This is a genomic window from Arthrobacter burdickii (genome assembly GCF_030433645.1).
GTDB classification, from domain to species: domain Bacteria; phylum Actinomycetota; class Actinomycetes; order Actinomycetales; family Micrococcaceae; genus Arthrobacter_D; species Arthrobacter_D burdickii.
This window is the reverse complement of sequence record NZ_JAROCG010000001.1, coordinates 1,281,752-1,296,240: the sequence shown is the minus strand read 5'-3', so window position 1 is coordinate 1,296,240 and position 14,489 is coordinate 1,281,752. Positions and strand designations below refer to the sequence as shown.

Sequence of the window (14,489 nt, the reverse complement as noted above, 5' to 3'; positions counted from 1 at the left end):
CGCGGAGGTATGCCCTACGCCGGCTTTCCTTCGCGCGGGCGGCTTTGCGTGCCGTGAGAGAATAGGCGCATGGTGCGCGGCGACGGACAACTCTCCCATGATCTTCTTCCCGGCGAAAAAGGACCCCAGGATGCCTGCGGTGTTTTCGGCGTCTGGGCGCCCGGCGAGGAGGTCGCCAAGCTCACCTACTACGGCCTGTACGCCCTGCAGCACCGCGGCCAGGAATCGGCAGGTATCGCCACCAGCGACGGCCACAGGATCAACGTCTACAAGGACATGGGCCTGGTGTCCCAGGTCTTCGACGAGGCGACGCTCAACACCCTGACCGGCCACATCGCCGTCGGGCACTGCCGTTACTCCACCACCGGGTCCTCCCACTGGGCCAACGCCCAGCCCACGCTCGGAGCGACCGCGGCCGGCACGGTCGCCCTCGCACACAACGGCAACCTCACGAACTCCGCCGAGCTGTACCAGATGGTCCTCGACCGCCACGGCAAGCCCCGCGCGGGCGAACTCGCGCAGGGCAACACCACCGACACGGCCCTCGTGACCGCACTGCTCGCCGGGAACGACGGCCGCTCGCTGGAGCAGACGGCCATGGACCTGCTGCCGAGCATCCGCGGCGCCTTCTGCTTCGTCTTCATGGACGAGGGCACCCTCTACGCCGCGCGCGACGCCTACGGTGTCCGCCCCCTCGTCCTCGGCCGCCTCGAGCGCGGCTGGGTCGTCGCCTCCGAGCAGGCGGCCCTCGCCACGGTCGGCGCGAGCTACATCCGCGAGATCGAGCCCGGTGAGTTCATCGCCATCGACGAGGACGGCGTGCGCAGCAGCCGCTTCGCAGAGACGACCGCCGCGGGCTGCGTCTTCGAATACGTGTACCTGGCCCGGCCCGACGCCGCGATCGCCGGACGCTCGGTGTACGAGTCGCGTGTCGAGATGGGCCGCCAGCTGGCCCGCGAGAACGCGGCCGCCGCGGACATCGTGATCCCGGTCCCGGAGTCCGGGACGCCGGCCGCCGTCGGATTCGCCGAGGAGTCGGGCATCCCCTTCGCCCACGGTTTCGTGAAGAACGCCTACGTGGGCCGGACCTTCATCCAGCCCAGCCAGACCCTGCGCCAGCTCGGTATCCGGCTGAAGCTCAACGCCCTCGAATCGGTCATCCGCGGCAAGCGCATCATCGTGGTCGACGACTCGATCGTCCGCGGCAACACGCAGCGCGCCGTCGTCCGCATGCTGCGCGAGGCCGGGGCGGCCGAGGTCCACGTCAAGATCTCCTCGCCGCCGGTGCGCTGGCCCTGCTTCTACGGCATCGACTTCGCCTCGCGCGCCGAGCTGATCGCCAACGGTGCCGCGATCGACGAGATCAGCAAGTCCATCGGCGCCGACAGCCTCGCGTACATCTCCGAAGACGGCATGATCGACGCGACGCAGCAGCCCCGCGAGCGCCTCTGCACCGCGTGCTTCACCGGGACGTACCCCATCGAACTGCCCGACGACGACCGCCTCGGCAAAAACCTGCTCGAGCGCTCCAATCCTGCCGAAAAGGCCGGAGCCACGGGTTGCGATCCAGGGCCGGACTCCGAATTCGAAGCCGTACTGACCGACGAAGACAAGAAAGAGCGGGTATGAGCGCGTCCAACCCCATCACGTATGCCAGCGCAGGAGTGGACGTCGAAGCGGGTGACCGCGCCGTCGAGCTCATGAAGGACGCCGTGCGCGCGACGCACGGCCAGCAGGTCCTCGGCGGGGTGGGCGGTTTCGCCGGGCTCTACGACGTGTCCCGCCTCCTCACCTACACACGTCCGCTCCTCGCGACGTCGACCGATGGCGTGGGCACCAAGGTCGCCATCGCGCAGGCGATGGACATCCACGACACCATCGGGATCGACCTGGTGGGCATGGTCGTCGACGACATCGTGGTGGTCGGCGCGGAGCCGCTCTTCATGACCGACTACATCGCGTGCGGGAAGGTCGTCCCCGAGCGCATCGCGGACATCGTCCGCGGCATCGCGGCCGGCTGCTCGGCCGCCGGCACCGCACTCGTCGGCGGTGAGACCGCGGAACACCCGGGCCTGCTCGGTGAGCACGAGTACGACGTCGCGGGCGCCGCGACCGGCGTCGTCGAAGCCGACCGGGTCCTCGGTCCCGAGCGCGTCCGCGAGGGCGACGTCGTGATCGGGATGGCGTCCTCGGGCCTCCACTCCAACGGCTACTCCCTGGTGCGCCGGGTCATCAACCAGGCCGGCTGGGCCCTCGACCGCCAGGTCTCCGAACTCGGACGGACTCTCGGCGAGGAACTCCTCGAGCCGACGCGCATCTACGCCTCCGACTGCCTCGCACTGGCCCGCACGGACGCAGCGCAGGTGCACGGCTTCAGCCATGTCACCGGCGGTGGGCTCGCGGCGAACCTCGCCCGGGTGCTTCCCCGCGGGCTCGAAGCGACCGTGGACCGCTCCACATGGGAGCTTCCGCCGATCTTCACCCTCGTCTCGCAGCTCGGTTCCGTGCCCCTGCCGGACCTCGAGCGCACCCTCAACCTCGGCGTCGGCATGATCGCGATCGTCGGAGCGGGTGGCGCGGATGCCGCCCTCGCCCAGCTGAATGCGGCTGGAGTGCCGTCCTGGGTCATGGGCAGCGTGCGGGCCGCGGGCAACGGCAGCACCGACGGGCCCGACTACGTGCAGGGCGCCAAGGGTGTCGACGGCGGATCCGTGCGGCTGCTCGGCGCCTACGCCTGACCTGGCGGTCCGCGCGGGCAGAACGAAAACAGCACGACGAGAACAGCACGACGAAGCCCCTGCCCTCGAAAGAGGACAGGGGCTTCGTCGTGGTCAGTGCGGTTCAGCGCCCTGCGTCAGGGCTTCCCCGCCTGCTTGCGCGTGACGACGATGTCGAACGAGCTGGTCCGGGAGTTCCCGGCGTCATCCGTCGCGGTGCACGTGACGGTCGTGATGCCGACCGGGAAGCGGCTGCCCGACAGGGGCACGCAAGCCAGTGGTACCACGCCGTCGAGCGTGTCGATGGCCGACGGCAGGACGTAGGCCACCTTGGCGCCGCTGGCCCCGTTGGCGACCGCCGTGATGTCCGACTGGTCCGCGATCCGCGGCGGCAGCACATCGGCCGGCCGTGCGGGCAGCTTGGCCGGGTCGACGATGCCCCAGTAGGCCGGCGTGACCTGCAGCTCGTCGTCGAAGGGCAGCGGCTGCTCCCAGGGACGGGCCATCGGCCAGGTCCGCAGCCAGGTGCGGGCGTTGCTGATACCCCAGAAGGTCACCGAGTCGACGGCTTCGTTGTGCTCACGCAGCATGGCGAAGAGGTCGCGGTAGTAGTAGCCGACCTCCGCCGCTGCGTCCGCGTCGTCCTCGAACGCCGGGCTGTAGGGATCCACCGGAGCGCCGCTGACGTCGGCACCCTGGTTCTCCGTGGACGCATTGACGTCCAGTTCGGTGATGGCCTGCAGGAGCTTCGGGTCCAGGGCCTCGACGGCCTTGATGGAATCCTCGAGCCACTGCACGGGCCGGGCGACGTCGACATGGGCCTGGTGCCCCACGCCGTCGATCGGCACGCCGCGGGCCTCGAGTGCACGGATCAGCTCGAGGTAGTCGGCGCGCTTCTCCGGCATCTCGGTGTTGTACTCGTTGATGAACAGGGCTGCGTCGGGGAAGTAGCGGTCGGCCAGGCGGAAGGCCTGGTCGACGAAGCCCTCGCCGAGGATCTGGAACCAGCGGCTGTCCCGCATGTCGTGCGGGTTGGCATTGTCGCCGTCCGCGATGACCTCGTTGACCACGTCCCAGGCCCAGATGGGGCTGTTCCCGTCGGGGTAGCGGGCGTTGATATGGTCCGCGATGCCCTTGATGTGCGCTTCCATGCGTGCCTTGAGGAGCGCCTGGTCGGCCGGGCTGTTCGTCAGGTCGCGGGTACCGTCCTTGAAGAACCATGCCGGGGTCTGCGAGTGCCAGGCGAGCACGTGTCCGTAGACCTTCACGTCGTTCGCGTCCGCGAAGTCCAGCAGCTGGTCCAGCTGGGTGAAGGTGAACTGTCCCTCGACCGGCTGCACGCTCTCCGGCTTGCCCGCGTTCTCGGGCGTGAAGGCGTTGAAGTGCTTGCGCACGAGGTCGGCGGCCGTTCCCACGGTCTCCCGGGCATCGATCGCCACACCGACGTGCTCGATCCCGTCAGCGCCGAGCACGTCCTTCAGACCGGGGACATCCGTCTGGATGGACGTCTCGGCGAACGGTGCGAGGCTGAAGTCGTCCAGCAGGAAGTCCACTCCCACCACACCCTCGACGTACACCTGCGCCTTGTCCGCAGCCGCACCGAGCGTGTAGGTACCCTTGAGCTGGGTCCAGCCGTCGGCCGTCACCGAGGCGCCGGCACCGGCGACGCTGTCGTACGCGCTCCCGCCGCCGTTGTCGCGCTGCACGGACACCTTGAGCGATGCCGGTGCCTGGCCCGGAGCGAGCTTCGCCCACACGGATACCTCGACCGCTGTCCCGACCGGCAGGCCGGCCGTGACGTCGAGGGCCGCACCGTGCCAGGGCTGCGTGCGGTTCGTGACGAGCAGGCTGCCGGAACCGGTGCGGGCATCGCTGCTCGCCGCAACGGAGACGCCGGTGCCGCGGGCCGTCCAGCCGTCGGTGCCGGACTCGAACCCGGAGGTGATGCCGACGGATCCTGCAACCGCAGCTCCGCCGCGCGGGAGGGTGAAGGTCCAGCCCTCCGCGAGCTTCTCGGTGACGACCGTCGTGACCGCCTTGACGGTGTTCGAGCGGTCTCCGCCGCCGTCGTGGGCGAGGACCACGGCACCGGGCGTGAAGGCCTTGCGGAGGTTCGCGGTCAGGGTCGCCTCGCTGAGGTCGTTGCCGTCCCAGTCGAAGATGACGTTGCCGAGGCCGAGCGGCTGCATGCCGAGCGCTGCAGCGACCTCGCCGGTGGCGCCCCAGCTGCCGTTCGGTGCCCGGAAGTAGGGCACCTGCTGGGTCGGGTTGCCGACGGCGGCCCGGATGATCCGGAGGTTCTCCTTGAGGTCGGTCTCGACCTGCGCCTGGGTCCACGAACCCATGTCCGCGTAGGAAGTGCCGTGGTTGCACAGGGTGTGCCCCTCGGCGACGATGCGCCGCAGCAGCTCGGCGCCGCCGGAGGCCTGGACGTTCTGCCCGATGATGCAGAAGGTCGCCGTGATGCCCTTGTCCCGCAGGAGGTCGAGGACGGCGGCGGTCTCACCCGGGTTCGGCCCGTCATCGAACGTCAGGGCGACGGCGTTGCCCGTTGCGCGCGCCGAGGCGAGGGGCGTGGTCGTGGGGCTCACCGCACCGCCCGGGACGAAGGAGGGGTCGGGTGCGGGCTGCCAGGCTCCGCCGTCGGCGGGTGCGGCCGTGCCGGTGATCACGACGTCGTCCACGAGGTAGTCGTAGGGCGCACCCAGGTCTCCCGTTCCGAGGTAGGCCCGCAGCGTTGCCGGGTCGGCTCCGGCGGGGGCGTTGAAGGTGCCGGTCACCGTCGTCCAGGCATCGGCCGACACCGTGGTGTTGCCCACCCAGCTGTAGGCGGGTTCGACGACGAATCGAGCCGACGTCGTCGTGCCGGCTGCCGCGGAGAGTTTCACCTGCGCGGAGAAGGTGTAGCTTCCTCCCGCCTGCAGGAGGTTGGCCGGCGTCTTGATGCCGTCGTAGTCGTTGGTCCGGCCCTTCACCAACAGGGCCTTGTCGCCGTCGGCGTCGACGACCGACAGTGCGGGCCCGCCGTTCTGCGCGAGCGGGCTGAAGCTGCCGTCCTCGAAATCCTCGTTCAGCAGTACTGTCGGTTCGTCGGCCTGGGCCGCCGGGAGCGCAAGGGCGCCGGCTCCCGTCATCAGGCCGAACGCCGTAGCGCCTGCGACCAGACGTCGTTGTCTCATGGTTCTCCTTGATGGTGTGGCCCGTCCGCGAACGGACGGGCCACAGACTGCTGGGGGTTGTCGTGCTACTGGTCGTGCTGGTTGTCGTGCTGGTCGTGCCTAGCGGTTACCGCGCCCGGGGGACGCCTGCTCGAGGCTCTCCTGGAGTGCGTAGTAGGCGGGCTTGCGGGTGAAGTCGTTCCACATCACGGTCGCCTCGCCCTCACCGGAGAAGAACACCGGGACCCAGGAGTACTTGTCGGTGAAGCCCCAGATCGTGAAGGAGTTGCACTCCTCCACGGAGATGCACGCGTCGAGTGCCCGCTGGTAGTAGCTCGCCTGCTTCTCGAGCTGTGCGGCAGTGGGCTTGGTCCCCGCTGCCACGTCCATCCGGACGTCGATCTCGGTGATCGCCGTCTCCAGTCCGAGGTCGTCGAAGCGCTGCAGGTTGGTCTGGAGGTCGCCGGGGAAGCCGTAGCGCGTGCTCAGGTGCCCCTGGATGGCGAAGCCGTCCACGGGGACGCCCTGGGCCTTCAGCTGCGGAATAAGCTTGATGTAGGCGTTGCTCTTCGCGTTGACGCCCTCCACGCCGTAGTCGTTGAAGAAGAGCTTCGCCTTGGGGTCGGCCTCGTGCGCCCAGCGGAAGGCGTCGGCGATGATCTCCGGACCCAGTTCCCGGATCCAGATGTTGTCCGTGGTGCGCAGGGTCCCGTCGCCGTTGAAGATCTCGTTGGCGACGTCCCACTGCTGGATCTTGCCTGCGTACCGTCCGACGACGGTCTGGATGTGGTCCTTCAGGATGGCGCGCAGCTCATCCTTCGAGAAGTTGCCCTGTTCCAGCCAGGCAGGATTCTGGCTGTGCCAGAACAGGGTGTGACCGCGGACCACCTGGTGGTTCTCCTGCGCGAACTGGACGATGGCGTCCATCTCTGCGAAGCGGTAGGTGTCGCGTGCGGGGTGCACGAACTCCCATTTCAGCTGGTTTTCGGGTGACACGGAGCTGAACTCGGCGGCGAGGTGCTCCCGATACGCGGAGTCGTAGGTGAAGGGGGCGGGGTAGGGCTGGGTCTCGTGGTGGCCGCCGCCTGCGACGGCAGTGCCGATCTTCAGGTCCTGCGGGGCTGCCCAGCGGAGGGTGTCCTGCTTCTCGATTCCGGGCTTCTGGGGTGCTTCCTGTGCTGCGAGTGCGGGGGTTGCGGCGGGAAGAATCAGCGCCGACGCGAGGACTGCGGCGGCAAGGGACTGACGGGCCTTCATGAGCTCTCCTTTGAGGTACTTCAGGTGCGGTTGCCCGAAACTTTCGTCGGAACTTTTCCGGAACTTTCCGGAAATACCGTTGCTGTAGGTTAGGAACACTGCGCACCACAGGTCAAGAGTGCGAAGGAAATTGGTTCCGGGAGGCAGCTGTCGCCCGAGGTGGCCCGAGGAGGCTGATGTGCAGGACAACGCCCACCCCGCCGTGACGATCTCGGCGATCGCCTCGGCGGCCGGAGTCTCCGTTCCCACGGTGTCGCGCGTCCTCAACGGCCGCTCCGACGTCGCTCCCGCAACCCGCGAGCGCGTCGAGGTCCTGCTGCGCGAGTACGGCTACCGCCGCCGCGGGACAGCACAGGCGGCACCCTCCGGCCTGGTGGACCTGGTCTTCAACGATCTGGACAGCCCCTGGGCCGTCGAGATCATCCGGGGCGTCGAGGAGTCCCTGAACTCCGAGGGCCTGTCCGTCGTGGTGTCCGCCATCCACCGCCGGGGAGGCGCCGACTCCACGCGCAAGTGGCTCGACACCCTCGGTGCGAGGACCAGCGACGGCGCCATCCTCGTCACGACGGACCTCGACTCGTTCCTGCACGCGGAACTGCAGCGCCTCAACCTGCCCGTGGTCGTCGTCGATCCTGCCGGCGTACCGGACCTGGAGGTGCCGACCATCGGGGCGACGAACTGGACCGGCGCGGTCACCGCGACCGAACACCTCATCCAGCAGAACCATCGCCGCATCGGGTTCGTCGCGGGCCGGCCCGGGTTGTGGTGCAGCCGTGCACGCCTCGACGGGTACCGGGCAGGGCTCGACGCCGCCGGCATCGAGTTCGACCCCTCCCTCGTTCTCGGCGGGGACTTCGACTACGCCTCGGGGTTCGCCGCGGGAAGGGACCTCCTTTCGCGGGCCGACCGCCCCACCGCGATCTTCGCCGCGAGTGACCAGATGGCCCTCGGCGTCTACGAGGCCGCGCGCCAGCAGGGCCTGCGTGTCCCCGACGACGTCAGCGTGATCGGGTTCGACGACCTCCCCGAGGCAGGGTGGGCGTCACCGCCGCTCACCACGGTCCGGCAGCCGCTCTCCGAGATGGGCACGCTGGCGGCCAGGACCCTCGTACGCCTGATCCGCGGCGAGCCGGTGGAGAGTCCCCGCATCGAACTGTCCACGCGTCTGGTGACCCGGTCGAGCGTGCGAGCGCTCAGCAACTGAGGGCCCGCTCCGCAAGGAGAACATCCGGGCTTGACTCTGGGCGTAAACCTAATATGTTTGTAACGGCAACATATTGGTCACACACACTTCCTGGAGCACTCAATGGCGATCGAGCCCACCCGCGACGACAAATTTTCCTTCGGACTCTGGACTGTGGGCTGGGAGGCCCAGGACCAGTTCGGCTCCGCGACCCGAGCACCGCTCGACGTCGTCGAGGCCGTCAACCGCCTGAGCGACCTCGGCGCGTACGGCATCACCTTCCACGACAACGATCTGTTCCCCTTCGGCTGCTCCCCGGCCGACCGGCAGCGCGAGATCGACCGCCTGACCGGCGTCCTGAAGTCCACCGGGCTGATCGTGCCGATGGTCACCACCAACCTCTTCAGCCACCCGGTCTTCAAGGACGGCGGCTTCACGAGCAACGACCGCGGTGTGCGGCGCTTCGCCCTGCGCAAGGTCCTGGACAACATCGACCTCGCCGCGGAACTCGGCGCGAAGACGTTCGTCATGTGGGGCGGCCGTGAAGGCAGCGAGTACGACTCGGCCAAGGACATCCGCGGCGCCCTGGAACGCTACCGCGAAGCGGTCAACCTGCTCGGCGACTACGTGACGGACAAGGGCTACGACATCCGCTTCGCGATCGAGCCGAAGCCGAACGAACCCCGCGGCGACATCCTCCTGCCCACCCTCGGCCACGCGATGGCGTTCATCGAGACGCTCGAGCGCCCCGAACTCGTCGGCATCAACCCGGAAACCGGCCACGAGCAGATGGCCGGGCTGAACTTCACCCACGGCATCGCCCAGGCGCTGTACCAGGGCAAGCTGTTCCACATCGACCTCAACGGCCAGCGGAGCATCAAGTTCGACCAGGACCTCGTCTTCGGCCACGGCGACCTCCAGAACGCCTTCTCGCTGGTGGACCTCCTCGAATTCGGCGGACCTGCCGGCGGCCCCTCGTACGACGGCCCCCGGCACTTCGACTACAAGCCGAGCCGGACCGAGGACATGGACGGCGTCTGGGACTCCGCTGCGGCGAACATGCAGACCTACCTCCTGCTCAAGGAGCGCGCTGCTGCGTTCCGCGCGGATCCCGAGGTCCAGGCTGCCCTGGCCGCCTCGCGTGTCTCCGAGATCAACGAGCCCACCCTCAACGCCGGGGAGAGCTACGACGCGCTGCGCGCCGACCGCACCTCCTACGAGGACTTCGACACCGAGTCGTACTTCAACGGCAAGGGTTTCGGCTTCGTGAAGCTCCAGCAGCTCTTCATCGAGCACCTGCTCGGCGCCCGCTGATCCATGGCCCTCGTTGCTGGCGTCGACTCGTCCACACAGAGCTGCAAGGTCGTCGTCGTCGATACGGCGACCGGCGCGGAGGTCCGTAGCGGCCGTGCCCTCCATCCGGAAGGCACGGAGGTCGACCCCGGCGCATGGTGGGAGGCCCTGCGGTCCGCACTGGAGGCCGCAGGAGGACTGGCGGACGACGTCGACGCCCTCGCGGTCGCGGGCCAGCAGCACGGAATGGTGCTGCTGGGCCGCGACGGCAGGGTACTGCGCGACGCGCTGCTGTGGAACGACACGCGGTCGGCCGGCGCTGCACGAGACCTGATCGGCGAGTTCGGTGCCGATGAGCTCGTGGCCCGCACGGGGCTGGTCCCCGTGGCGTCCTTCACCGGCGCCAAGGTGCGGTGGGTACGGGACGCGGAGCCCGATATCGTTCCTGCGATCGCTGCCGTCGCACTCCCCCACGACTGGCTGACCTGGCGCCTGCGCGGTTTCGGGCCGGCGGGGGAATCGCCCCTCGGCCCCGTGCTGGAGGAACTGGTGACGGACCGCTCCGACGCCAGCGGCACCGGTTACTGGAGCCCGGCGACGGGTGGGTACGATCTCGCCCTGTTCGAGGACATCCTCGGCCGCCCCGCGCGCGAAGCACAGGGTGCCGGGGAGACAGCCTCGGGTGACGGTACCGAGGTCATCCTCCCCCGGGTCCTCCCGGCCGAGACCGTCGCGGGCACCGTGCACTCCCCGTTCCTCGCATCCGAAACCCACCGGATCGTCCTCGGGGCGGGTGCGGGCGACAATGCAGGCGCCGCCTTAGGGCTCGGTGCGGAGGAGGGCGACGTCGTCGTGTCCCTCGGAACGAGTGGAACGGTCTTCGCCGTCGCACCGAAGCCGGTGGCCGACTCCTCGGGAGCGGTGGCCGGATTCGCCGACGCCAGCGGACTGTTCCTGCCGCTCGTGGCGACCCTCAACGCGGCACGCGTGCTGTCGTCGGTGGCTGGGATCCTCGGCGTGGACCACGACGGTTTCGCCGGGCTGGCCCGCGAGGCCGCGCCCGGAGCCGACGGCGTGGTCCTGGTGCCCTACTTCGAAGGTGAGCGCACCCCGAACCTGCCGACGGCCAAGGCCAGTTTCCACAACCTCAGCATCGCCTCGAGCACCCGCGCGAACCTGGCACGGGCCGCCATCGAAGGGATGCTGTGCGGACTGGCGGACGCGCTGGACGCCGTGCGGGCGACGGGCGTCGAGCCGCGGCATCTCCTGCTGATCGGCGGAGCGGCCCAGAACGGCGCCGTCCAGGAGGTCGCCGCGCAGGTGTTCGACCTGCCGGTCCGCATCCCGGCACCCGGGGAATACGTGGCACGGGGGGCTGCGGTGCAGGCCGCGTGGGCCCTGGCGGGATCGCGGCCGCAGTGGTCGGTGGACACCGTGAAGAACCAGGCTCCGGATCACCGTCCGGTCATCCGCGAGCAGTACCGGGCAGCAGTCGGGTCCGTGACGTTCTAGCCCGGTACGGCAAACCAGCCCTGTACGACGACGAGGCACCGACCCACCCGGGTCGGTGCCTCGTCGTCGTTCTGGTGTCGTCCCGGTGTCGTCCGGGTGTCGCACTGCGGAGCCGCGGTGCTAGATGCCGGCCTGGTGGTTGATGCCCACCTGATCGACCTTGCGGTGGAAGCGCATCCCGGCCTTGCCGCCCAGGATCGCGCCGACAAGCGGGATGAGGATCGCGATGGCCAGGCCGATCAGCCCGCCGGCCGTCAGCGCACTCCCGTCGACCGGAATGCTCGGCGCACCCTTGATGCTGGACAGGACGTTGAACTGGTTGCCGGCAACGGCGGCGAGGATGGCGAGGACGATCGCGATGATGATGCCCCAGAGCCAGACGGCGATGCCCTGCTTGACGCCGTCGAACCGCGCCATGCGACCCGCGACGTAGCCGCCGCAGTAGTAGGCGACGAAGAGGATGATCGCGAGGACGATCCCGCTGACGATGCTGATGGTCTGCACATTCTCTGTGGCCTGGTTCGCGGCGTCGTTCGCGTTGCTCGTATTGGACGCTCCGATGCCCACGCCGATCGCCGTCGCCAGCGCGCTGAGGATGACGGTGAGGCCGATGGCCGTGAGCCAGCCGAAGAAGGCCGACCCGAACTTCATCCCGCCGAACTGCTCCTTCTCCGCGGCCACGACGTCGTTGCGCCGGCTCTTCGGGGTACTCGCGCCCGCGGTGTTCTCTGATGCCATGATGCAGATGTCTCCTTGGTAGATGGAACGACCGGAACGGGTTACGATGCTGGACAGCGCGACCGAAACGATCAGTCTACTTACTACCGTGACCGAGGAGCCCTCCGAACGTAAACCACCCAGGGTGTTCCCGAATCGCCGCTTGCCTGCCGCGACTGCGCCGGGTAGTCGCACTTCCGGAACCCGGCCGGCAGCCGGAAAACAGAGGCGGGAACGCCACAGCCCGCTTCCGCGAAGGCGGAAGCGGGCTGTGGTCCGGCTGGAAACCGGCTGGCTACTCGCGGCGCGTCAGAGAGTGACCACCTTGACGTCGCAGTGCAGTCGCCGGGTGTGGTCCACGTGCCGGGCCTCCCCCGTCAGGGTGAGGGGTACCGATGCGCGGATGTCGCCGCTCGAAGCGCCGATCCGCAGGTCGAGCTCCCCCGGCTCGACGACGCGCAGCCCGTCGCGCCCGGTGAAGGCGGCGACGTCGGCAGGGACCGTGAACGCGACCCGCGCCGAGGCTCCCGCGGCCAGGGGCACGCGTGCGTAGCTGATCAGTCGCTGCACCGGCCGGACGACGGACGCCACCGGGTCGTGCAGGTAGAGCTGCACGGTCTCGACGCCGTCGCGCTCGCCCGCGTTGGCGACGGTGATCTCCACGGTCACCTCTCCGTCGGTGGCGGCGGTGTCCGCCGACGATTCCACGTCCTGCCAGGTGAAGTCCGTGTAGCTGAGGCCGTGGCCGAAGGCGAACGCCGCCGTCGGATCGATGTTGGACACGCTGTTCGCCTGCGCCAGCGGAGCCGCGAGGTAGGTGGACGGCTGCGCGCCCGGCGTCCCCGGGATGCTGACCGGCAGGCGTCCGCTCGGGTTGATCCTCCCGCTCAGGACACCGGCGACAGCAGCCGCGCCTTCCTCGCCGGGGAAGAACCCCTGGACGACGGCGGCGGCATCGGTCGCGGCGGAACCGAGGGCATAGGGGCGCCCCGTGAGCAGGACGACGACGACCGGCTTGCCGGTCGCGAGCAGCTCGTCGAGCAGCTGCTGCTGGACGCCCGGGAGCGCCAGGGACTCGGCGTCGCACCCTTCGCCACTCGTGCCGCGGCCGAAGAGCCCTGCACGGTCTCCGAGAACGGCGACGACGACGTCGGACCCCCCGGCGACGGCGAGCGCCTCGTCGAAGCCCGTCGTCGCGGTGCCGTCGATGGTGCAGCCCGCGGCGATGGTGACGTCGCTGCCGGCGAACTCGCGCTGGACGGCGTCCGCGACCGTGGGGATGGTGAGACCCATCTCCACCTCGGGGTGCTGCTCTCCCACGTGGGCGGGGAAGGAGTAGCAGCCCAGGAAGGCCCGGTGCGTGTCCGCGTTGGGACCGATCAGGGCGATGCGGGGGGCGCCGGCGAGCGGCAGGATCCCGCCGTTGCGCACCAGGACGATGGACTGCTCGGCGAGCTCGCTGGCGATGGCTCGGTTGGCCGGGGTGTCGAGGTCGACGACCGGGACATCGGCCCCGGCGCCGGCCAGGGCCGGAGGAACCGGTGACCATGCGGGATCGAGCAGGCCGAGGTCCAGCTTCTGCTGCAGGACGCGGCGGAGTGCGCGGTCGACGAGCCCCTCGTCCAGCCTGCCGCCGTCGACCTCGGCGAGGAGGTGCTCGCCGAAGGTGTGGATGGTCGGGAGTTCGACGTCCACGCCGGCCGTCAGCGCTGCCGCCGCGGCCTCGCCGAGCGTCGCGGCCACGCGGTGGAGTTCCTTGAGGAAGGCGATGCCGAAGTAGTCGGCGACCACGGTCCCGTCGAAGCCCCACGTGTCGCGCAGGAGCGAGGTCAGGAGCGAGGCGTCGGCCGCCGTCGGCACGCCGTCGATGTCCGTGTACGCGTGCATCACCGAGCGCACTCCGGACTCGCGGATCGCCATCTCGAACGGAGGCAGGAGCACATCGGCACGCTCGCGCTCGCCGATGGAGACCGGGGCGAGGTTGCGGCCGGCCTTGGACGCCGAATAGCCCACGAAGTGCTTGAGCGTCGCGACGACGCCGGCCCGCTCCAGTCCCTGCACGTAGGCCGTGGCGATGGTACCGATCAGGTAGGGGTCCTCACCGATGGTCTCCTCGACCCGGCCCCAGCGGGCGTCGCGCACGACGTCGAGCACCGGAGCGAGCCCCTGATGGACGCCGACGGAGCGGAGGTCCGCGCCGATCGCCGAGGACATGGTCCGCACCAGCTCGGGATTGAACGTTGCACCCCATGCCAGGGGCACCGGATAGGCGGTCGCCTTCCAGGCGGCGAAGCCGGCCAGGCATTCCTCGTGCACGAGGGCGGGGATGCCGAAGCGGTTGGCCGCCGCGATGCGCTCCTGCGTCCGCTGCAGCGACAGGGCACCGAGCCCTGGCTCCACGGGGGCGGTGCCGAAGGGCCGGGTCAGCTGGCCGAGGCCGTGCGGCAGGAGTTCGTCGAGGTCGACGGGCTCGTTCATCTCGTTCTGGTGGGGGGCCACCTCGCCGCCCTCGGTGTTGGCGCCGACCCAGACGCCGACCAGCTGGGCGACCTTCTCGCGAAGGGTCATCGCCTGGATCAGGGCCTCGACCCGGTCCTCGGGTGCTGCGGCGGTGTTCCGCCAGGGGGCGTCGTTCAGTGTTGTTTCAGTCAT

Annotated in this window: 9 protein-coding genes; 5 read left to right on the top strand and 4 right to left on the bottom strand. The window is 69.4% G+C overall.

All coding sequences use genetic code 11. The features are described from left to right. The first annotated feature begins 69 nt into the window (after positions 1-69). A complete protein-coding gene (gene purF / locus P5G52_RS06030) occupies positions 70-1,629 on the top strand; it encodes an amidophosphoribosyltransferase (RefSeq protein ID WP_301225583.1) in 1,560 nt (519 codons plus the stop codon). Further along, positions 1,626-2,738, top strand: coding sequence for a phosphoribosylformylglycinamidine cyclo-ligase (purM, locus tag P5G52_RS06025; protein WP_301225581.1), 1,113 nt, complete (start codon positions 1,626-1,628; stop codon positions 2,736-2,738). Before purF ends, purM begins: the two co-directional genes overlap by 4 nt. A 116-nt stretch (positions 2,739-2,854) precedes the next feature. Here the strand turns inward: purM and P5G52_RS06020 are convergent, their stop codons facing one another. Both P5G52_RS06020 and P5G52_RS06015 read right to left on the bottom strand, forming a co-directional pair. Continuing rightward, the gene (locus tag P5G52_RS06020; protein ID WP_301225579.1) at positions 2,855-5,896 is read right to left on the bottom strand and encodes an endo-1,4-beta-xylanase; all 3,042 of its coding nucleotides are present in this window, start codon (positions 5,894-5,896) and stop codon (positions 2,855-2,857) included. A gap of 99 nt (positions 5,897-5,995) precedes the next feature. Next, positions 5,996-7,132, bottom strand: coding sequence for an endo-1,4-beta-xylanase (locus tag P5G52_RS06015; protein WP_301225577.1), 1,137 nt, complete (start codon positions 7,130-7,132; stop codon positions 5,996-5,998). A gap of 178 nt (positions 7,133-7,310) precedes the next feature. On the opposite strand from P5G52_RS06015, the gene P5G52_RS06010 reads away from it, so the two are divergent. The 3 genes from P5G52_RS06010 to P5G52_RS06000 all read left to right on the top strand — a co-directional run bounded on the left by P5G52_RS06010 (position 7,311) and on the right by P5G52_RS06000 (position 11,120). After that, positions 7,311-8,336 (top strand): LacI family DNA-binding transcriptional regulator, encoded by a 1,026-nt coding sequence (locus P5G52_RS06010; protein ID WP_301225575.1) that lies wholly within the window; start codon positions 7,311-7,313, stop codon positions 8,334-8,336. Between the two features lie 102 nt (positions 8,337-8,438). Beyond that, positions 8,439-9,629, top strand: a complete 1,191-nt coding sequence (xylA, locus tag P5G52_RS06005; RefSeq protein ID WP_087074427.1) for a xylose isomerase — start codon at positions 8,439-8,441, stop codon at positions 9,627-9,629. 3 nt (positions 9,630-9,632) lie between these two features. Beyond that, positions 9,633-11,120 carry a xylulokinase gene (locus P5G52_RS06000; protein ID WP_301225574.1) on the top strand — a complete coding sequence of 496 codons (1,488 nt, stop codon included), beginning with the start codon at positions 9,633-9,635 and terminating at the stop codon, positions 11,118-11,120. Positions 11,121-11,240: 120 nt separating this feature from the next. On the opposite strand, the gene P5G52_RS05995 is transcribed toward P5G52_RS06000, so the two are convergent. Both P5G52_RS05995 and P5G52_RS05990 read right to left on the bottom strand, forming a co-directional pair. After that, positions 11,241-11,858: a hypothetical protein gene (locus tag P5G52_RS05995; protein ID WP_301225572.1), complete on the bottom strand. Its 618-nt coding sequence runs from the start codon at positions 11,856-11,858 to the stop codon at positions 11,241-11,243. Between the two features lie 288 nt (positions 11,859-12,146). Further along, positions 12,147-14,489: a beta-xylosidase/alpha-l-arabinosidase gene (locus tag P5G52_RS05990; protein WP_301225570.1), complete on the bottom strand. Its 2,343-nt coding sequence runs from the start codon at positions 14,487-14,489 to the stop codon at positions 12,147-12,149.

Coding starts and splice junctions, on each gene's coding strand:
- xylA (WP_087074427.1), top strand. CDS start 8,439: ATGGCGATCGAGCCCACCCGCGACGACAAATTTTCCTTCGGACTCTGG.
- P5G52_RS06015 (WP_301225577.1), bottom strand. CDS start 7,132: ATGAAGGCCCGTCAGTCCCTTGCCGCCGCAGTCCTCGCGTCGGCGCTG.
- P5G52_RS06020 (WP_301225579.1), bottom strand. CDS start 5,896: ATGAGACAACGACGTCTGGTCGCAGGCGCTACGGCGTTCGGCCTGATG.
- P5G52_RS05995 (WP_301225572.1), bottom strand. CDS start 11,858: ATGGCATCAGAGAACACCGCGGGCGCGAGTACCCCGAAGAGCCGGCGC.
- purF (WP_301225583.1), top strand. CDS start 70: ATGGTGCGCGGCGACGGACAACTCTCCCATGATCTTCTTCCCGGCGAA.
- P5G52_RS06000 (WP_301225574.1), top strand. CDS start 9,633: ATGGCCCTCGTTGCTGGCGTCGACTCGTCCACACAGAGCTGCAAGGTC.
- P5G52_RS05990 (WP_301225570.1), bottom strand. CDS start 14,489: ATGACTGAAACAACACTGAACGACGCCCCCTGGCGGAACACCGCCGCA.
- purM (WP_301225581.1), top strand. CDS start 1,626: ATGAGCGCGTCCAACCCCATCACGTATGCCAGCGCAGGAGTGGACGTC.